The sequence below is a fragment of the Vibrio floridensis genome (assembly GCF_021852965.1).
In the GTDB taxonomy this organism is placed as follows: Bacteria; Pseudomonadota; Gammaproteobacteria; order Enterobacterales; family Vibrionaceae; genus Vibrio; species Vibrio floridensis.
On the sequence record NZ_JAKGCY010000003.1, the window covers coordinates 149,972 to 168,924 of the forward strand.

Annotated in this window: 19 protein-coding genes; 4 read left to right on the forward strand and 15 right to left on the reverse strand. The window is 47.7% G+C overall.

What is annotated here, in order from left to right; translation table 11 throughout:
• Nucleotides 1–3: 3 nt before the first annotated feature.
• The gene (locus tag LZU85_RS07005) at nt 4–1,257 is read right to left on the reverse strand and encodes a TIGR03503 family protein (protein ID WP_237286764.1); all 1,254 of its coding nucleotides are present in this window, start codon (nt 1,255–1,257) and stop codon (nt 4–6) included.
• A gap of 8 nt (nt 1,258–1,265) precedes the next feature.
• Nucleotides 1,266–1,997 carry a DNA polymerase III subunit epsilon gene (gene dnaQ, locus LZU85_RS07010; RefSeq protein ID WP_011079788.1) on the reverse strand — a complete coding sequence of 244 codons (732 nt, stop codon included), beginning with the start codon at nt 1,995–1,997 and terminating at the stop codon, nt 1,266–1,268.
• A gap of 68 nt (nt 1,998–2,065) precedes the next feature.
• Between dnaQ and rnhA the strand changes: the two genes are divergently transcribed.
• Nucleotides 2,066–2,533: a ribonuclease HI gene (gene rnhA / locus LZU85_RS07015; protein WP_011079787.1), complete on the forward strand. Its 468-nt coding sequence runs from the start codon at nt 2,066–2,068 to the stop codon at nt 2,531–2,533.
• A 1-nt stretch (nt 2,534) separates the two neighbouring features.
• On the opposite strand, the gene LZU85_RS07020 is transcribed toward rnhA, so the two are convergent.
• Entirely contained in the window at nt 2,535–3,302 is a 768-nt protein-coding gene (locus tag LZU85_RS07020) for a class I SAM-dependent methyltransferase (RefSeq protein WP_072615481.1), read from the reverse strand.
• Nucleotides 3,303–3,340: 38 nt separating this feature from the next.
• Between LZU85_RS07020 and gloB the strand changes: the two genes are divergently transcribed.
• The 3 genes from gloB to LZU85_RS07035 all read left to right on the forward strand — a co-directional run bounded on the left by gloB (nt 3,341) and on the right by LZU85_RS07035 (nt 6,440).
• A complete protein-coding gene (gloB, locus tag LZU85_RS07025) occupies nt 3,341–4,099 on the forward strand; it encodes a hydroxyacylglutathione hydrolase (protein WP_176297431.1) in 759 nt (252 codons plus the stop codon).
• 71 nt (nt 4,100–4,170) lie between these two features.
• Nucleotides 4,171–5,754 carry a LysM peptidoglycan-binding domain-containing protein gene (locus LZU85_RS07030; protein WP_237286765.1) on the forward strand — a complete coding sequence of 528 codons (1,584 nt, stop codon included), beginning with the start codon at nt 4,171–4,173 and terminating at the stop codon, nt 5,752–5,754.
• Nucleotides 5,751–6,440: a YIP1 family protein gene (locus LZU85_RS07035; protein ID WP_072609127.1), complete on the forward strand. Its 690-nt coding sequence runs from the start codon at nt 5,751–5,753 to the stop codon at nt 6,438–6,440. The genes LZU85_RS07030 and LZU85_RS07035 overlap by 4 nt, the downstream gene beginning before the upstream one ends.
• Here LZU85_RS07035 and LZU85_RS07040 read toward each other — a convergent pair.
• From LZU85_RS07040 to LZU85_RS07095, 12 genes are all read right to left on the reverse strand, one after another.
• Complete coding sequence (locus LZU85_RS07040) at nt 6,418–7,272, reverse strand: endonuclease/exonuclease/phosphatase family protein (protein WP_237286766.1); 855 nt, start codon at nt 7,270–7,272, stop codon at nt 6,418–6,420. The two genes, LZU85_RS07035 and LZU85_RS07040, sit on opposite strands and share 23 nt — an antisense overlap.
• Before the next feature lie 72 nt (nt 7,273–7,344).
• Nucleotides 7,345–7,683, reverse strand: coding sequence for a nitrogen regulatory protein P-II (gene glnB, locus LZU85_RS07045; RefSeq protein WP_176297428.1), 339 nt, complete (start codon nt 7,681–7,683; stop codon nt 7,345–7,347).
• Between the two features lie 151 nt (nt 7,684–7,834).
• Entirely contained in the window at nt 7,835–8,149 is a 315-nt protein-coding gene (locus tag LZU85_RS07050) for a c-type cytochrome (protein WP_237286767.1), read from the reverse strand.
• 63 nt (nt 8,150–8,212) lie between these two features.
• Nucleotides 8,213–9,523 carry a tRNA lysidine(34) synthetase TilS gene (gene tilS, locus LZU85_RS07055; RefSeq protein ID WP_237286768.1) on the reverse strand — a complete coding sequence of 437 codons (1,311 nt, stop codon included), beginning with the start codon at nt 9,521–9,523 and terminating at the stop codon, nt 8,213–8,215.
• An 84-nt stretch (nt 9,524–9,607) separates the two neighbouring features.
• The gene (accA, locus tag LZU85_RS07060) at nt 9,608–10,567 is read right to left on the reverse strand and encodes an acetyl-CoA carboxylase carboxyl transferase subunit alpha (protein ID WP_176297425.1); all 960 of its coding nucleotides are present in this window, start codon (nt 10,565–10,567) and stop codon (nt 9,608–9,610) included.
• A 37-nt stretch (nt 10,568–10,604) separates the two neighbouring features.
• On the reverse strand, nt 10,605–14,084 hold the full coding sequence (gene dnaE, locus LZU85_RS07065; RefSeq protein ID WP_237286769.1) for a DNA polymerase III subunit alpha: 3,480 nt from the start codon (nt 14,082–14,084) through the stop codon (nt 10,605–10,607).
• Nucleotides 14,085–14,195: 111 nt separating this feature from the next.
• Nucleotides 14,196–14,819: a ribonuclease HII gene (rnhB, locus tag LZU85_RS07070; protein WP_158105026.1), complete on the reverse strand. Its 624-nt coding sequence runs from the start codon at nt 14,817–14,819 to the stop codon at nt 14,196–14,198.
• A 3-nt stretch (nt 14,820–14,822) separates the two neighbouring features.
• The gene (lpxB, locus tag LZU85_RS07075) at nt 14,823–15,965 is read right to left on the reverse strand and encodes a lipid-A-disaccharide synthase (RefSeq protein WP_017790041.1); all 1,143 of its coding nucleotides are present in this window, start codon (nt 15,963–15,965) and stop codon (nt 14,823–14,825) included.
• 92 nt (nt 15,966–16,057) lie between these two features.
• On the reverse strand, nt 16,058–16,846 hold the full coding sequence (gene lpxA, locus LZU85_RS07080; RefSeq protein WP_176297423.1) for an acyl-ACP--UDP-N-acetylglucosamine O-acyltransferase: 789 nt from the start codon (nt 16,844–16,846) through the stop codon (nt 16,058–16,060).
• A 1-nt stretch (nt 16,847) separates the two neighbouring features.
• A complete protein-coding gene (gene fabZ, locus LZU85_RS07085) occupies nt 16,848–17,300 on the reverse strand; it encodes a 3-hydroxyacyl-ACP dehydratase FabZ (protein ID WP_176297422.1) in 453 nt (150 codons plus the stop codon).
• Nucleotides 17,301–17,392: 92 nt separating this feature from the next.
• Nucleotides 17,393–18,424, reverse strand: a complete 1,032-nt coding sequence (lpxD, locus tag LZU85_RS07090; RefSeq protein ID WP_176297421.1) for a UDP-3-O-(3-hydroxymyristoyl)glucosamine N-acyltransferase — start codon at nt 18,422–18,424, stop codon at nt 17,393–17,395.
• 8 nt (nt 18,425–18,432) lie between these two features.
• Complete coding sequence (locus LZU85_RS07095) at nt 18,433–18,933, reverse strand: OmpH family outer membrane protein (protein WP_011079771.1); 501 nt, start codon at nt 18,931–18,933, stop codon at nt 18,433–18,435.
• Nucleotides 18,934–18,953: the final 20 nt, after the last annotated feature.

Consider the following 18,953-nt stretch of genomic DNA (forward strand, 5'->3'; position numbering starts at 1 on the left):
ATGTCATTTTTTCTTTGGCACTTCTAGCTGCATCTCGGGAATGGCTTGACGTTTCACTCGTAACTTACCCCAGACAAACCACACCACTAGCCCAAGCAAGATGACCACAACGTTACCAATTCCTATCATCATGATCGCTTGTTTACGGTCTGCCTCACGCTGTGCCAAAAGTCGTTGTTCTTCTTCAACACGGCGCTGCTCTGCCAACGCGGCTTCTTTGGCTTTGCGCGCTGCTTCGATATCGACTTCTTTGACCACGCTAAACGTATGTTGCGCAATGTGGAACATTAACGGGCGTTGTGTCGCCGCATCGGTGGCAAAAATATCCCCTTTCCAGCCATAAATGCCGATCATTTGGCTACTATCAAGCGACAAAGATACCTTCAAACTCTCTTTCTCTGCCTGCCCTTGTACATAATTAACAAAGTTGTCTGGTGCACTTTGCTCAATGTGAACCGCCAAAGATCCCGGTTGTATCATCCCCTGCTCACCAGAAACCACCAAGTTGTGTGGAGTGCCCTCTGCACGAGATTGAATAAACGTCGGGTTCACAGGACGCGGATAGACCAGCACTTCCTGTTCCTTGGCACGCAAGAATACTCCGTTGCCCGATGTGATACGTGCTCGATATTTACCTGGTTCCACATCGATGGGTAACTGAACGGTGAAGACACCATCGCCCGCTCTTTCATCTAAACCCGTGCCATCATCGCTAAAGTCACCAATCACAACGGGTACTGGGCGGGCTTCCTTAATCAAATCTTGCTCGTTCTCAACATACTTAGTGAAAGTCACTTTTAGATTGACGCGGTCAAGGAAATCTCTCAGAACTAACGGCTTATCATCCGATGCGAGCCTTGCGGTGAACTTCATCACTTCGCCATGATACAAACGACTGGGGAAGACATCCGTTGAAAGCGTCAGGTGAGAAATCAGCCGAATGTTGTTTTTCGGGCTGACTTTCCCCACCGCTTGCCAAGGGCCCGGCATCGGGTTGTCGATAGAGATGATGTCCATGGCTGGCTCTTGATACCAGCGGACGTTGGGGTAGCTTTTGAAGGCGTAGTATTTTCGCCCATCTGGTCGCACTAGCACCACTGGCTGAGAGGGATTTTCGCGATAAATCAAGAAAGTGATTTGATCGATGGTTGGATCCACTCGAAAGCGGTTATCCAGCAAGGACATGGTCGACTCTGTCGCAGCATGGCTTACACTACTAACCAATAACAATAATACGACTGACAATGTCCTCAACATAGATTCTCCTATTGACGCCAGAGGCAAGTTCCGCTTTTTTCTACAATATCCAATCTAGATTGGTGCGCTTCTAATTCATCGGCCGTTGCACGCAAAACCTTAAGAGATTTTCGCCCCGCCACTCGGCGAATGTCTTCACCACCGCCTTCTTGCGAGTTGGCGTTGAACTCCAAACTGGTTTGCCCACCGGTCATCAGCAGGTAAACATCAGCCAGAATCTCCGCATCGAGCAATGCTCCGTGTAGTGTTCGGTGTGAGTTATCAATGCCGTAGCGTTCACACAAAACGTCTAGATTGTTACGCTTGCCAGGGAAGATTTTCTTCGCCATCGCCAGCGTGTCGGTCACCTTGCAGTAGTCATCGGTTTTGCCGATGGCAGCGTCGAGTTTACCGAACTCATAATCCATAAAGCCCACGTCGAAGGGCGCGTTATGAGCCACCAGCTCAGCCCCTTTAATGAACTCTAGGAACTCTTGGTGAACTTGACGATATTCCGGTTTATCGACTAGGAACTGATCGGTAATACCGTGAACATCAATCGCATCGGGTTGAATTTCACGGTCTGGCTTAAGGTAAACATGGAAATGTCGCCCGGTCAGCTTGCGGTTGATGATCTCCACCGCCCCGATTTCGATGATTCTGTGCCCCATGTAGTGTGGACCACCTTCACGGTTCATACCCGTGGTTTCCGTATCGAGCACAACGATACGATCGTATTCAGAATTGTTACTGGTATTCATAATGATATGTGTGTCAGACTATGCAGAACGTATGCTTTAAACATGGCTTTCGCTAATAGTACCAAAACATGACAAAACAAGTTGAAATTTTCACTGATGGTTCTTGCCTCGGTAATCCTGGACCAGGTGGTTACGGTGTCGTCTTGCGTTACAAACAGGTCGAAAAAACCTTAGCACAAGGCTATAGACTCACCACCAACAACCGAATGGAAATGATGGCCACCATCGTTGCTCTTCAAGCCTTGAAAGAACCTTGCAATGTGATTCTCACAACCGACAGCCAATATGTTCGACAAGGTATTACTCAGTGGATCCACAATTGGAAAAAGCGCGGTTGGAAAACCGCCGATAAAAAACCGGTCAAAAATGCCGATCTTTGGCAAGCGCTTGATAAAGAAACCACTCGCCATACGATTGACTGGCGCTGGGTCAAAGGACACGCTGGTCATCGTGAAAACGAAATGTGTGACGAGTTGGCACGTGCCGCGGCCGAAAACCCAACCCTAGACGACACTGGTTATCAACCAGCCGAGTAGACTACTCTCTTCCTCTGCAAGCGCAGCTTTTGCGCTTGCTCAACAAATCACGCTGACAGTTCATCACCCCGAGCGGAGATAAGCGACGCTTTAACTGCCAATGCGGTTTGATGGGTTTGAGTGGATACGTGCGTTTTCTTGCGACAATAAAATAGAGACTGCCCGCGGGAGATGCCCAGTCACCAAGGCTGTTTTCAAGCCAAGTCCACATGGTTCGGTATTTCTTCATCGGAAACAATGCGTAGCGATCGCAGTGCACGACTTGATAATTCAACACTCCCAGCCAATCATTAATTCGATTGGTGGTGAACATTCGCCCACTCCAAGGCAAGTTGTTTTTTCGCCAAGGCATTAAACTGGCCAGCCCGGTGAAGCTCACCGGATTAAACCCTGTGATCACCAGATAGCCGTCGTCCATCATCACTCGATCCACTTCGCGCAGCAATCGGTGGGGATCACTGGCATAATCCAACTGATGCGCCAAGATCACCGCATCAAAGCTTTTTTCGAGAAAGGGCAATTCGTAACCATCTGCGATGACATTGTGCAAAGGGTTCTGGATATCTAAGTTAACTTGGTGTTGAATGTTACATATTGCACTGGTTAACTCGCAGCTCAGCCCACCCAGTTTCAGCAAATGGTAACCAAACAGTTTCGGGCACCATTCGTCTAAACGGGTTTGAATCGATTCACGAACCCATTGTCCGTTGTTCATTTCTTCCCATGTATAGGGATGCTGGATAACTTTACTGCTTAGTGCTGGCTTCATTAACCACCTGACTAGTTCGAACGAGCGGAGAATCCATCGTGTTAGAGATCAAAAGCATACCTGCATTCAACGACAATTACATCTGGTTGATTCAAAATAGCGATCAGCGTTGTGCTGTGGTCGACCCAGGCGACGCCAAGCCTGTCCTTCACTACATCGAGCAACATCAGCTAACTTTAGAAGCGATTCTTATCACCCACCACCACAATGATCACATTGGCGGCGTGGCCGATTTGGTGCGCGCTTTTCCTAACGTTAACGTTGTAGGACCGAAAGCAGAACCAATTCCAACGCTCACCCACCCCGTGGAGGATGGCGACCGACTTGAGTTATTCGATGAAACCTTCTTAGTGTTAGGTTTAGGTGGCCATACCTTGGGTCATATTGGTTATGTTGGAGACGGCAAACTGTTTTGTGGCGATGTGCTCTTCTCTGCTGGCTGTGGCCGTATTTTTGAAGGTACCGCGCAACAAATGTTTGACTCACTCAACAAGCTCCTCGCCCTTCCTCAGGAGACGGAAGTATTCTGCGCTCATGAATATACCGCCAGCAATGTTGCTTTCGCCTTAGCCGTAGAACCGGATAACGAGTTACTTCACCAATACCGTGATACCGTCAATCGACTGCGTGCGCAAAATCTGCCTACCATTCCAACCACATTAAGACAAGAAAAATGGATCAATCCATTTCTTCGATATCTGCAACCCAGTGTTATTCACTCGGTTTCTAGCAGAACGAAAAATAGCGATCCACTCTCGGTTTTTACAGCATTACGTGAGTGGAAGAACGAATTTTAACTTTTTGATGCTTGTCTCCTGACCAAGGAGGCAAGTATTATCAGCAGCCCAAAGTTAAACAGGCTGAAACCATGCGTTTTAAGTTTAGTTGGGTGTTTGCACTACTATTGCTTTCTGGCTGTCAAAGTTTACAAACAGAGAGCAATACCAGTGCCGCGCCTGAGACCAATGCCTCGCAAGCAAAATCGCCGCAGCAAACTGCGAAAAAAGTAAAACCAAGTGACAAAACGCTTGAGAACGTTGCCCCAGAGCAACCTGTCGTCACACCTCAAACTCAGGAAGACGTTTGGCAACGCATCGCCATGCAACTTTCTCTGGAAGTCCCCGATCATGAAAAGGTCGATTATTACCGCACTTGGTATCTCAAGCACCCAAATCATCTTAAAACCGTTTCTGAACGAGCAACGCCTTTTCTTTATTTGATCACAGAGAAAATTGAAGCTCGTGAACTGCCTCTTGAACTGGCACTTTTACCTGTTGTGGAAAGCTCATTTGACCCATTTGCCTATTCTCATGGCAGTGCCGCTGGCCTATGGCAGTTTGTCCCAGGCACGGGGAAAATGTACGGTTTAGAGCAAAATTTTTGGTATGACGGTCGCCGAGATGTGGCAGCAGCGACGGATGCGGCTCTGGACTATTTGACCTACCTCAATAAGCGTTTTGACGGCAACTGGAATCACGCAATCGCAGCGTATAACAGTGGCGGTGGTCGTGTATCAAGCGCAATCCGAAAGAACAACAAACTGGGTAAACCTATCGATTTCTTCTCACTAGATTTGCCCAAAGAGACCAGTGGCTATGTGCCAAAACTGCTCGCACTCGCCGATATTGTTGCTAATCAAGAGAAATATGGAATCAACATTCCCGCTATTCCTAACCAGCCAGTCTTAACCTTGGTAGACCCACAAGAGCAGCTTGATCTGGCTATCGCTGCCCAATATGCTGGGCTAAATGTGAAAGAGCTACAAAACTACAACCCAGCTTACAATCAATGGTCGACGGCCCCAGAAGGCCCGTTCCAATTACTTATCCCCGTTGATAAAGCTGAAGAATTTCTTGCTAAGGTCGAAGAGAACCGAGGCAAAGGCATGAAAATGGTACGCTATAAAGTGCAATCAGGCGATACCGTGAGTGTTTTGGCATCGAAGTACAACACCACCAGCGAGGTGATTCGTACAGCTAATGGTCTTAACAACAATACCATTCGTGTCGGCCAGTATCTGCTTATCCCGACCTCTCAGAAAGACGCCAGTGCGTATACCCTTTCTGCCGCCAACCGTCTTGCCAAGACTCAAGCAACCGTACGTGGAAAGTACAAGCTCACGCATACCGTTCAATCGGGGGAAAGTTTGTGGAGCATTGCCAAAGCCAATAAAGTGGATCACCAAGCATTAGCGAAATGGAATGGCATGGGGCCACGTGACACGTTGCGCGTTGGGCAAGATCTGGTGATTTGGAAAGAGAGCTCTGAAGGCGCCATTATCCGTACCGTGTTCTACAAAGTACGTTCGGGTGACACCATCAGTGGCATCGCGACCAAGTTTAAAGTCAAAAGCAACGACATCGTGAAATGGAACGCGCTAAAAAATCAAAAGTACCTGAAACCAGGGCAACAATTAAAACTCTACGTGGATGTAACTAAGGTAAGTGTATGACCCCTTCCAGTAACCCGTTTGTCATGATGCTTGACATATTTCGCTCTCCAACCTCATGCTTTCTTGCGCTTTATCAGCGTGGGGCTTGGGGCTGGCAGCCGTACATCGTTCTCATTCTAACCCCATTCCTGTTTTGGGGAGCGTATTTTTCTAATGTGGATTTTCAGTGGTTGAGCCAAATTTTAACCCCGCAATTTCAACAAATTAATCCAGAACAATTAAAATTCTTGGACGATCCAAACACCTTGATGGCGAGTGAGATCATTAGCGATGTGTTTGGACGAACCTTGACGATTTTGATGTTGGCGTTTTGGTTCACTCTGGCAACCAAGCCCAGCCAGCATAAACACGGGTTTTGGAAATGGTTTGCCGCTGCCGCGGTGATCACCTTCCCAGCGGTGTTGGGCGACTTCGCTAGCTATGCGAGTTTAATATTGAAGCATGGTCAAGTGGTGATTTACGCCGCCGATCTTAATAGTCTCAATGGGTTGATCAAGCTGCCATTGACAAACGAATGGTCTCAGTTTGCCAGTTCAATGCCTTTGCTACTTCCTTGGTACATTGTGCTTGGTTATGCAGCCGTGCTGACATGGACAGAATTTGAACGTGGACAAGCTTTGGTGATCGCTGCCCTTCCTTGGGTGGGATACTACTTGATTTGGGCTATTTATCTGTTGGTAATGTAAAGCTGACCAACAGCGGATTATGATCAGAGGCGTCCGTTTGAGACGCCTCTGCTTTTTGTACCACTAAGCCTTTGTAAAACACATGATCAAGCGGCAAACCGGTAATAAAACGAGTACGCTGATCGGGTGAGAACGCCACTTCGATAAGCCCAGCGTTTTCCAATCGTTCCGTGACCGCTTGCAAACGTTTTTCGCTCCACGAATTAAAATCGCCCGCGACAATTGCTGGCCCTGAGTGTTCTGTTAGCGTGGCAATCAGATCGTTGACTTGTTGCTGATATTCTTGCACACCCCAAGTAAAATTGACGGCATGCAGGTTAACCACGATCAACACTTGGCCATCGGAGAGCGGGTACTCAGAATACAATCCAGATTTAGGCAAGCGAATCCACGGCTCCAATTGGGTGTAGCCACACGCCAAGCGGGGCTTACGCCAGCCTAACGTCAAGACGCCAGCCGCTTTATCAAACGCTTTAAACGCGTTCACTTGTTCACCGCTCCACCCACCTGAACCAATCCACCGTTTTAAATCGTCATTGAGCATAGCTTCTTGAAATAACAACAGTTGCTTATTATCGCTAAACTCACTAAGCGCTCGTTGCCAGTGATTGCGGTTTTGTTTGTAGATATTCCACACAAGAAGATTCAGCTCTCCATTGTGATCAATCGCAGCGCGGCTTTTACTTTCGAAACAGTGTAATTGTTGATTGAACGCACCATCACTAATCGTCGTAATTTCAGTTTGAGCTGGAATGGTGAATATCGAATGGAAAGCCAACAGTCCTCCACCCGCTAAAAGGAGAGGTAAAGCAAGCCAATAGCGCTTCTTCATAGTGTAATGTCTACTTGTTGTAACCAAGAACTTGTGCAAAAAAAAGGAGCCTTAGGCTCCCTTTTTGCGTGATTAAATCGCGTCTTCGTCTTCTTCACCGGTACGGATACGAACCACGCGTTCGACGTTTGTGACGAAAATCTTACCATCACCAATTTTGCCAGTTTGCGCCGTTTCGACAATGGTTTCAACGCACTTATCCGCCACATCTTCTGTTACGACAATTTCCAGTTTCACTTTTGGCAAAAAGTCGACCATGTACTCCGCACCACGGTAAAGCTCTGTATGACCTTTTTGACGGCCAAACCCTTTCACCTCGGAAACGGTCATTCCCGTAATGCCGACTTCAGCTAGCGCTTCACGAACATCGTCAAGCTTAAACGGCTTGATAATTGCTTCAATTTTTTTCATGTTCATCCCTTAAACTTCAACTTGTTAACCTATTATCGGTGAGCGCTCGACAACATTCAATCACAAAAAAATCCATTCACTGTGATGAAAACGAAAAAGCCAGAGTGCTACTCTGGCTTGTATCACCATTCGTCGATATATCAAACTGGTCTTACTTCAAACTTGAATAATAAGCAGCAAGGTTTGCAATATCAGCGTCATTGAGCATAGATGCTTGAGCTTGCATCACCATCGCCAATCCACCGTTACGTTCCTTGTTTTTGTATGCCTTGATTGAGGTAATGAGATACTGCTCATTTTGACCTTTTAAATTGGGGTAACCTGGAATGGTTGCGATACCATTTGCGCCGTGACACGCAGCGCAGACAGCTGCTTTTGCTTGCCCTGCAGCAACATCACCAGCAGCTAGAACACTTCCACTCATCAGGCCTAATCCTAGAGCCAAACCAATAGCGACTTTCTTCATTGCTTTTCCTTTTTTATATCCATGATGGTTATTATATCCATACGATTTTTACATGAATTTGGATTACTTGCGCCAAAACAGCTCACAATCTTGACCAATAAACTGGCGATCCACAAACAATCCCGCCACCGCCACAACCTGTTGGTGATACATCAAAATTGGCGTGCGACGGCGCAACCAACTTGGTACTTGGTATTCTTGAAACAGCTTTTTCAACTTCCGACTGTGGCCTCGCTCCGCCGGATGGGCACTTAGCCCCTCTGGGTTAAAGCTTATCCACAACGCCTCGCTTTGCTCTGGAAGCGCGATTTGACCAAAACCACGGCTTAGCGTTAACTCAATAGTCCCTAAACCGTCCGGCAAAGCAAGCGGTGTATTGAGCGTGATCGGCGCATGCCAAGCAGAGAGATCTTGGTTGTCTGCAACCAAATAAAGACGCTGATTGAAACGGCGCACTTGCCCTTGGCTCAGTTGCAATATTGGATTGGCATCTGCTTGAGAAAGGGCGACTTGCTGCCAAATGAGTGACAACTGATGGCGCGTTAGCATAGGATGCCCAAGCTTTGCCAACCACATTCTGAGCAACTTGAAACGAGCCAGCTCACTTTGCTGTGACAACTGCGTGATAGCTAAGCTCTGGTCTTCGCCAAACAGTTGCTCAAATACCGGCAACAGCAGCTCATCCAGTAACGCTTCTTGCTCCGCACAGAGAGTGGCACTGCGTTGAACAGACGCCGCAAAACTTGGCCATCGTTCAGACAACGCGGGAAGGATTTGTTGGCGAAGAAAATTACGGTCATACCGCGTGTCTTGATTGCTCTCATCTTCCACCCAATGTAAACCGATGTCATGCGCACATCGTTCAATCTCTTGGCGTCGAACGTCGAGCAGTGGACGAATCAACCGTCCTTGAGAAAAGGGCATTTGTTGCGCCATGGACGACAGTCCCTTGGGGCCACTGCCTCGTTTTAGCGCCAGCAGAAAGGTTTCCACCTGATCATCCGCGTGCTGACCGGTGAGAAGAAGATCATCGGCGTTAATATGCGCACGTAAAGCTTGGTATCGTGCGTTACGCGCTTCTTCCTCGAGGCTGTTCCCTTGGGTCAAATCCAATTGAACTCGCTCCACTGTCAGTGGAATATTTTTTTCTTGGCACCAAGCTGCGCAGCTTTGGGCCCATTGATCTGCGTTGTAGCTCAAACCATGATGCACATGAACCGCACAGCACGGCAACAGGTGCTCTTGAGCGTAACGATGAGCCAACTCGAGCAGCACCCTTGAATCTACTCCTCCACTAAAGGCAACCACTAAGCGAGTGTTCGCTTTACGTTGTTGTTCCAAGACTTGAGAGAAGTGAGAATAGAGAGCGTCCATAGTGACTCCAAATTAAAAAAGGGGCTGAACACACGGTTCAGCCCCTTATTGTATACGATGCGTCTTGTAACCTAAAACAACGGTTTAGCAGTATCCGTAGTTCATTAGGCGTTGGTAACGACGCTCAAGCAACACGTCTTGAGGGAACTGTTCTAGCTCCGCTAATTGACGTAGTAGTGTTGCTTTCATATTCGCTGCCATTTGTACATGGTTACGATGCGCGCCACCAAGTGGCTCTTCGATGATTTCATCAATCAGTTCAAGCTCTTTTAGGCGAGGTGCCACCAGGCCCATCGCTTCCGCAGCCTGTGGGGCTTTATCAGAATCACGCCACAAAATAGAAGCACAACCTTCTGGTGAAATAACAGAGTAAGTCGAGTATTGAAGCATGTTCACGTAGTCGCCCACGCCAATGGCTAATGCGCCACCAGAACCACCTTCACCAACCACGTTACAGATCACTGGCACGGTTAAACCCGCCATCTCTTTTAGGTTGGTGGCGATCGCTTCTGACTGACCACGCTCTTCCGCACCGACGCCAGGGTATGCGCCAGCAGTGTCAATAAAAGTGATGATTGGCATTTGGAAACGCTCTGCCATTTTCATTAGGCGAAGTGCTTTACGGTAGCCTTCTGGCTTTGGCATACCAAAGTTACGCTTCACTTTTTCACGAGTCTCACGACCTTTTTGGTGGCCAATGATCATCACAGGGCGACCTTCTAAACGGGCAATACCTGCAACGATCGCTTTGTCATCGGCATAAGCACGATCACCCGCTAGTTCATCAAACTCTTCAAATACGTGTTTGATGTAGTCGAGCGTATAAGGGCGTTGAGGATGGCGAGCTAACTGCGCCGTTTCCCATGCGCCTAGATCGCTGAAGATTTTCTTTTTCAGCTCTAGGCTTTTCTTTTCAAGCTGTTCAATCTCTTTGCCAAGGTCAATGGCTGAATCACCACCATGACGAGAAACATCACGCAGGGCTTCAATTTTTGCTTCTAGTTCTGCAATCGGCTTTTCAAATTCTAGAAAGTTCAGGCTCATCTGTGAATCCTTGTTGATTCGGCTCGGTTAGCCAAATTTAGTTAAATTCGAGTTCTACCTGGTCTTTACCAAGCAACATTTTTAATTCATCAAGTAATGTATCACTAGGCGTTACTCGCCATTCCGTGCCCAATGTTAACCGCGCTCTGGCGTCGGCACGCTGGTAGTATACATTGACAGGAATTGTTCCGGCTTTATGCGGTTCTAAGATCCGACTAAAGCGCTCAAAAAACTGGTCATCAATCTGTGAGGCAGCAATCGAAACAGACACCCCTCTGGCGTATTTTTCACGCGCAGAACCGAGGTCCATAACTTCGCGAGCCGTCATTTTAAGGCCACCATTGAAGTCATCAAAGCTGACCTGTCCAGAAACCACCAAGATTTTATCTTTTTCCAGTAGATCTGCATACCGTTCTAACGCATCTGAGAACAACATTACTTCCATACGACCGCTGCGATCATCCAATGTCATGATACCGATGCGTGTACCACGCTTGGTGGTCATCACACGGGCGGCGATCACTAAGCCAGCCAGTGTCAGTGACTGATCACGACGCGTTGGGGTGGCGTCTTTTAATCGACAACTGGTGTACTTATTGAGTTCCGTGAGATACGCATTAACTGGGTGCCCTGTCAAATAAAGGCCCAGCGTTTCACGTTCCCCTTCAAGCCACACTTTTTCTGGCCAAGGTTCCACTTGAATGTATTTGTGTTCCACCTCTTCAGGTGCATCGGTCAAAACACCAAACATATCGGCTTGGCCAAACGCTTCCGCTTGATGGTGTTGGCTCGCCGCTTTCACCGCGTCATCCAATGACGCCATTAATGCAGCACGATGCGGGCCAAGTCGGTCTAATGCCCCTGCATAAATCAGCTTTTCAATCACGCGCTTGTTGACTTTCTTCAAGTCAATGCGTGCACAGAAGTCAAACAAGTCTTTGAAGTGCCCACCTTTGTTGCGCGCTTCCAAAATAACGTCAATCGGGCCTTCACCAACCCCTTTGATCGCACCGATACCGTAAACAATTGCGCCATTTTCGTCCACGTTGAAACGGTACAGACCTGAGTTAATATCCGGTGGTAGTACCGTGAGTTTCATGCGAAAACATTCGTCCACCAAGCCAACCACTTTTTCAGTGTTGTCCATATCGGCGGTCATTACCGCGGCCATGAACTCGGCTGGATAATGAGTTTTCAGCCAAAGGGTTTGATATGACACCAAAGCGTAGGCAGCAGAGTGCGATTTGTTGAAACCGTAGCCCGCAAATTTCTCTACCAAGTCGAAGATTTTCATCGCCAACTCGCCATCGACGCCATTTTTCACCGCGCCTTCTTCGAAGGTAGCGCGCTGCTTGGCCATCTCTTCTGGTTTTTTCTTACCCATAGCACGGCGCAGCATGTCCGCACCACCAAGGGTATACCCAGAGAGTACCTGAGCGATTTGCATAACCTGTTCTTGATACAGGATGATGCCGTAGGTTGGGTCAAGAATCTCTTTTAACGACTCATGTTGCCACTTCTCATCCGGGTAAGAGATGGCTTCTCGGCCATGTTTACGGTCGATAAAGTTATCTACCATGCCCGATTGCAACGGCCCCGGACGGAACAGCGCCACCAGTGCGATGATGTCTTCAAAACAGTCCGGCTGAAGGCGTTTGATCAGCTCTTTCATGCCGCGCGATTCAAGCTGAAATACCGCTGTCGTTTCCGAGTTTTGCAATATACGGAACGATGCCGGATCGTCGAGCGGGATGGACTCAATGCGAACTGGCGCTTTGCCTTCACGTCCTAAGCGCGGGTTAATCAGCCCCAAAGCCCAGTCGATAATGGTTAAAGTGCGCAGTCCCAAGAAGTCAAACTTGACCAAACCGGCGGTTTCAACGTCGTTTTTATCAAACTGAGTAACGGGGAAATTACCTTCCGCATCGGCGTAAATCGGCGCAAAATCGGTGATCGTGGTTGGGGAGATCACCACCCCACCCGCGTGCTTACCGGCATTTCGTGTACAGCCTTCCAAAATGCGGCACATGTCGATGAGCTCTTTCACTTCCTCATCAGCTTCATACAGCTCAGGTAATGCCGGTTCCGCCTTAAAGGCTTTTTCCAGCGTCATACCTGGATCGGGCGGCACCAATTTTGAAATGCGATCAACAAAACCAAACGGGTGGCCAAGTACTCGGCCCACATCGCGAATAACAGCTTTGGCTGCCATGGTCCCGAAGGTGATGATCTGTGATACCGCATCTCGGCCATACATTTCGGCCACGTGATCAATCACTTGGTCACGCTTATCCATACAGAAGTCGACGTCGAAATCGGGCATGGATACACGTTCTGGGTTCAAGAAACGTTCGAACAGCAGATCATATTCCAACGGATCAAGGTCGGTGATTTTCAATGCGTATGCCACCAACGAACCCGCACCCGAACCACGGCCAGGACCAACAGGTATGGCGTTGTCTTTCGACCACTGGATGAACTCCATTACGATCAGGAAGTAACCAGGGAAGCCCATTTGGTTAATCACATCGAGTTCAATTTGTAGGCGTTCATCGTATTCTGGGCGACGTTTAGCGCGCACTTCTGGGTCTGGAAACAAGAACTCAAGACGCTCTTCCAAACCTTCTCTGGATTTCATCACCAAGAAATCGGTTTCCGGCATTCCTTCGGTCGGAAATGCTGGAAGGAAGTATTCCCAAAGACGCACAGTGACGTTGCAGCGCTTGGCGATCTCAACACTGTTTTCAAGCGCTTCAGGAATATCGGCAAACAGCTCGCACATCTCTTCTTCGGTGCGTAAATATTGCTGAGGGCTGTAATTTTTAGGACGACGTGGATCTTCTAACGTATAGCCATCATGAATCGCAACGCGAATTTCGTGAGCGTCGAACAGCTCTTGTCCAATAAAGACCACTTCGTTAGTGGCCACCACAGGGAGATCGTATTGCTCTGCCAGTTCGATGGCAAAATGAAGGTAGGTTTCTTCATCTGAACGGCCCGTTCGGATCAACTCTAGGTAGAAACGGTCGGCAAAGTGTTGCTGGTAAAACGCCACACAGCTTTCGACCAATTTTTGATTGCCTTTCAGCAGTGCCTTACCTATTTCACCGTTACGAGCACCTGAAAGGATGATTAATCCTTCTGATAACTCAATCAACCACTCTTTATCGATAACAGGTTGATGTTGAACATGACCTCGCAAGTAGGCTTTGGAAATCAGCAGGGTCAGGTTTTTGTAGCCGGTATTATCGGCAGCCAAGACCGTTAGCTGGGTAAGTTCGTCACCCAATTCGGGCGATTGCATTTTGAAATCAGCGCCAATGATTGGCTTGACTCCGTTGCCATGGGCCGCGCCATAAAATTTCACCAAGCCACATAGGTTGGTAAAGTCTGTCAATGCCATTGCTGGCATACCCAGCGCCGCCACCTGTTTGACCAGAGCCGGAACTTTATTGATGCCATCCACCATCGAAAAATCGCTGTGTATTCGCAAGTGGACAAATTTAGGGTCAGACATGACGTGATACCATTTTAAACTTCTATTTGCTGGTGATTTTACCCCAATAAAAGGGGCAAGTGACACCCTTAACTCTTGGGAAAACGTGTAGTTTGGACGACTGGTAAGCGCTTACTCTTCAATACCCAAGGCTTTTTTGACTGGCTTAAAGCTCTTACGATGCTGATCAATCACACCATGCTTTTCTATCGCTTCAAAATGCGCTTTGGTTGGGTAGCCTTTGTGCTGAGCAAAACCAAATTGTGGGTACTGCTTGTCGAGTTCTTCCATCTCTTGGTCACGTACTACTTTGGCGATGATCGAAGCCGCACTGATTTGAGCTACGCGTAAGTCACCTTTGACCACAGCTTGGCTGTCCATTGGTAAAGCTGGGCAACGGTTGCCGTCAATAAGCACCAGATCAGGCTTAACAGCCAGTCCTTCAACCGCGCGTTGCATCGCCACCATGGTTGCTTGCAAGATGTTCAACTGGTCGATTTCTTCTGGCGAACAGCGGCCAACAGCCCACGCCAGCGCTTTCTCTTGAATTTCTGGCAACAAGGCTAAGCGTTTTTTTTCGCTCAGTTTTTTTGAATCGTTCAACCCTTCTATCGGATTGTTCGGATCTAAAATCACCGCAGCGGTGACGACATCCCCCACCAGTGGACCTCGCCCCACTTCATCCACCCCCGCAATGCAGTAATAGCCCTGAGGATATTCAAAAGGAGGTAACTCTTTGGTTTCTTTTGCTGCCATCTTCTATTTCTCAATTAACTTTAACACTGCATTAGCCGCTTGTTGGTCGGCATCTTTGCGGATCCAATGATGCATCTCGGTGAACTTATCCAACATTTGGTGGTTGTCACCTTCTAACAAGCGAGATACCTCGCCAAACAAATTGTCTGGCGTGCAGTCATCTTGAAGATATTCTTTTACCAACTCAGTGTCGGCCAGAATGTTTGGCAACGAGACGTATTGGGTTTTAAGCAAGCGCTTAGCGAGGAAAGCCGTCACAGCATTGACACGATAGCCCACCACCATTGGACGCTTAAGTAACATGCATTCGAGTGCCACGGTACCTGAGGCCAGCATGACCGCATCTGAGGCAGTAATAACATTTCGCGCGGTATCATCCACCAGTTTGAAATCCAACTCTGGCGCGTATTCTTTCCACGCTTGTTCAAACTGCTCGCGGCGTTTTTGGTTGACTAGCGCGACAACAAATCCCAGTTCTGGGAATGCCTGCTGCAGTTTCTTACACGTTTCAATGAATGGCTGCGACAGCATTTTCAACTCACTACCGCGGCTGCCTGGCAGCACTGCCAGCCATTGCTTATCTTGTTCCAACCCGAGCAACTCACGAGCTGGCGCTTTGTCTGATTCCAACGGAATAGCATCGGCGAGAGTATGGCCAATAAACTCACAAGGGACATTAAATTTGTCGTAAAACGCTTTTTCGAAGGGCAGAAATGCCAATACCAAATGGGTGGCTTTCGCAATTTTGAAAATGCGTTTTTGACGCCAAGCCCAAACCGAAGGACTCACATAATGCACCGTTTTAATTCCGGCGTTTTTCAGATCTAACTCAAGGCGTAAGTTAAAGTCTGGCGCGTCAATACCGACAAATACATCAGGGGGATTTTCGGTAAAGTAACGCACCAGTTCCGCTTTCACTTTCAGTAAGCGAGGTAAGCGCCCCAAGACTTCCACCAGCCCCATCACCGCCAACTCTTCCATATCAAACAGCGACTGGCAGCCTTGAGCGATCATCTTTGGCCCACCGATACCGACAAATTCTGCATCAGGATGAACGGCTTTGATTGCTTTAATAAAGCCTTCACCTAGCGTATCACCAGAGAGCTCTCCAGCGACAATTCCAATACGCAATGGCTTGTTGCTCATGGTTTACAGACCTTTTTTGTTCCACGCTAAAAACACAAAAAGACCGCCATCAGAGACGGCGATCTTTTGTACAGTATGTCAAATCCGAGCGACTAGCGAATAATGCCACGCTGTGATTTTTCCAAAAACTCCAAAAACAGCTTAACCGCAGGAAACGCTTCCGTCTCTTTCGCGATTTCTTCTTTTGCCGCTTCTAGGGTTAAACCACTGCGGTAAAGCGTTTTGTATGCACGGCGAATAGCAAGAATTTCTTTCTTCTCGAAGCCGCGGCGCTTCAAACCTTCCACATTGATGCCAAACGGTGCGCAGTGATTGCCTTGTGCCATCACATATGGCGGCACATCTTGAACGACAATAGAACCACCACCCAGCATACAGTGATCACCGATATGACAGAACTGATGGATCGCGGACATACCACCAACAATCGCTTGGTTACCGACTTTGACGTGCCCAGCTAAGGTAGCGTTGTTGGCAAAAATACAGCGGTCGCCAATCACACAATCATGGGCAACGTGCGCATTGATCATGAATAGGTTATCACTACCAACGATGGTAATGCCTTTGTCTTGAACCGTACCACGGTGCATGGTGACACTTTCACGAATGGTATTGCGATCACCAATCACGAGCTGCGTATCTTCACCCGCAAATTTGAGGTCCTGACACGCTTCACCAATTGATGCAAACTGAAAAATGCGATTCTCTTTACCAATTTTAGTCGGTCCCTTGACGACGACATGAGAAAGCAGCTCCGTGCCTTCACCAATTTCTACTTTGCTATCCACATAGCAAAAAGGACCTATTTTTACATTGGCACCAATCACAGCGCCTTCTTCTACCACCGCGGTTGGGTGAATTTGCGCAGTTGCATCAATCATATTAAAACTCTCTACGAGCACATTTTAGTTCAGCAGAACAGACTACATCGCCATCCACTTTCGCCACACCAGTGAAAGCAGCAATACCACGACGCTCTTTAATAAACTCAACTTCGATGACCAGTTGGTCACCTGGCACTACGGGTTTACGGAACTTAGCACCATCCACACTAGCGAAGTAGTACAGCTCGTTCTCAGACGGTGCACCGAATGATTTAAACGCCAGTAATCCCGTAGCTTGAGCCATCGCTTCAAGAATCAGTACGCCCGGAAAAACCGGAAGTTGTGGGAAATGACCTGTAAACTGAGGTTCGTTAACCGACACATTTTTAATCGCATGAAGATATTTTTCTTCTTGGAAATCTACAACACGGTCGATCATCAAGAATGGGTAGCGATGAGGTAATAACTCTTGAATTTCAGAGATGTTCATCGTTTTCTTTTCAGTAGTCAAAGTCTTATTCCTATATTAATTCTTGGAAATATAGCGCGTCATTATAGAAGAAAAAGACTCGCTTTTGGCGAGCCTTTTGCAAGAAATTGGAATTAATCTTCCTTTTTCTGCTCTACGATTTTCTCAACCGCCTTCAAACGCTTATTCATTTCTTCAATGCGATGGACTCGAGCGGCGGTTTTACGCCACTCTTTGTTGGTTTGCAACGGAATGCCCGAAGAATAGACACCTTTTTCTTCGATACTACGCATCACCATGCCCATGCCAGTGATATTGACACCATCAGCAATGGTAATATGACCGTTGATCACCGATGCACCACCAATCGCACAATACTTACCAATTTTGGTACTGCCGGCAACTACTGTACCACCAGGCATCACGGTACCATATCCGATGTGCACGTTGTGCGCGATTTGCAGTTGGTTATCCAACACCACATTGTCTTCGATGATCGTATCATCAAGCGCACCACGGTCGATGGTGGTACATGCGCCAATTTCCACACGGTTACCGATACGCACGGAACCCAACTGCGGAATCTTAATCCACTCGCCACGGTCGTTCGCATAACCAAAACCATCCGAACCGATCACGGTGCCAGATTGAACTAGGCAGTCAGTACCAATTTGAACTTGATGATAGATAGTGACATTAGCCCACAACTTGGTATTTTGACCTATTGTGGCATTTTTACCGATAAAGCAACCCGCACCGATGACAACATTATCACCAAGCGTCACCCCTGTTTCGATCACTGCATTTGCACCAATCGAAACGTTCTGTCCCAATATCGCATCAGAGGCGATCACTGCGGATGGCGCAATGCCATCAGCGGGTTTTGGGGTGGTATCCAGAGCTTGTGCTACTTTTGCAAAAGCAACATAAGGATCGCCGACCACGAGAACATGACCAGAGCAATGCTTACGTTGATCCGCCTTCAGCATCACAACCGTCGCCTTGCACTCGGCTAGATGTACTGCGTATTTTGGATTGGAAAGAAACGTGACGTCTCCTTCACCCGCTTTATCCATTGGAGCCACACGCGAAACGCAAACCGTTTCATCTCCGTGCAACTCTCCCCCGGTAATTTTTGCTAATTCAGCTAATGTCAGTGTCATCATAAGAATAATTATTTAATGGATTTAATCACTTTCTCAGAAATATTGTACTCAGGCTTGCCATATTGCAGTGCAGTGATGTCGATGACCATGTCGTAGCCTTCTTTTTCCGCAACCACTTTGACTGCGTCCTGAATCACCTTAAACAGTTTTTGCTTCTCTTCCGCTTCGCGGCGCGCGCTCGCTTGCTCTAGTGCTTGGGCTTTGATCTTGTATTTGCTGTCTAGCTGACCAATCTCAATACGTAGTTTCTCAACTTCTTCTTGCCCTAAAAGCTCGCCATCGCGCTTTAGCTTTTCAATTTTAGTCTTTGCTTCCGCTTGAATCGCTTGCAGTTCAGCGGCCTTGTCTTTGAACTCTTCCTGCATTTTCTGCAACACTACTTCACGCTGGGGTAGTGCTTGGAAAACTTGCGCGGTGTTGATGTAAGCAACTTTCTGAGCAGCTTCAGCTGCCGTTGCAAACATAGAAGAACTTAGTACTAGAAGGCCAACACCAGCCGCTTTGATCATTTTGTTCAAAATCATTTCCT

Coding starts and splice junctions, on each gene's coding strand:
- LZU85_RS07005 (WP_237286764.1), bottom strand. CDS start 1,257: ATGTTGAGGACATTGTCAGTCGTATTATTGTTATTGGTTAGTAGTGTA.
- dnaQ (WP_011079788.1), bottom strand. CDS start 1,997: ATGAATACCAGTAACAATTCTGAATACGATCGTATCGTTGTGCTCGAT.
- rnhA (WP_011079787.1), top strand. CDS start 2,066: ATGACAAAACAAGTTGAAATTTTCACTGATGGTTCTTGCCTCGGTAAT.
- LZU85_RS07020 (WP_072615481.1), bottom strand. CDS start 3,302: ATGAAGCCAGCACTAAGCAGTAAAGTTATCCAGCATCCCTATACATGG.
- LZU85_RS07030 (WP_237286765.1), top strand. CDS start 4,171: ATGCGTTTTAAGTTTAGTTGGGTGTTTGCACTACTATTGCTTTCTGGC.
- LZU85_RS07035 (WP_072609127.1), top strand. CDS start 5,751: ATGACCCCTTCCAGTAACCCGTTTGTCATGATGCTTGACATATTTCGC.
- LZU85_RS07040 (WP_237286766.1), bottom strand. CDS start 7,272: ATGAAGAAGCGCTATTGGCTTGCTTTACCTCTCCTTTTAGCGGGTGGA.
- glnB (WP_176297428.1), bottom strand. CDS start 7,683: ATGAAAAAAATTGAAGCAATTATCAAGCCGTTTAAGCTTGACGATGTT.
- LZU85_RS07050 (WP_237286767.1), bottom strand. CDS start 8,149: ATGAAGAAAGTCGCTATTGGTTTGGCTCTAGGATTAGGCCTGATGAGT.
- tilS (WP_237286768.1), bottom strand. CDS start 9,523: ATGGACGCTCTCTATTCTCACTTCTCTCAAGTCTTGGAACAACAACGT.
- accA (WP_176297425.1), bottom strand. CDS start 10,567: ATGAGCCTGAACTTTCTAGAATTTGAAAAGCCGATTGCAGAACTAGAA.
- dnaE (WP_237286769.1), bottom strand. CDS start 14,084: ATGTCTGACCCTAAATTTGTCCACTTGCGAATACACAGCGATTTTTCG.
- rnhB (WP_158105026.1), bottom strand. CDS start 14,819: ATGGCAGCAAAAGAAACCAAAGAGTTACCTCCTTTTGAATATCCTCAG.
- lpxB (WP_017790041.1), bottom strand. CDS start 15,965: ATGAGCAACAAGCCATTGCGTATTGGAATTGTCGCTGGAGAGCTCTCT.
- lpxA (WP_176297423.1), bottom strand. CDS start 16,846: ATGATTGATGCAACTGCGCAAATTCACCCAACCGCGGTGGTAGAAGAA.
- lpxD (WP_176297421.1), bottom strand. CDS start 18,424: ATGATGACACTGACATTAGCTGAATTAGCAAAAATTACCGGGGGAGAG.
- LZU85_RS07095 (WP_011079771.1), bottom strand. CDS start 18,933: ATGATCAAAGCGGCTGGTGTTGGCCTTCTAGTACTAAGTTCTTCTATG.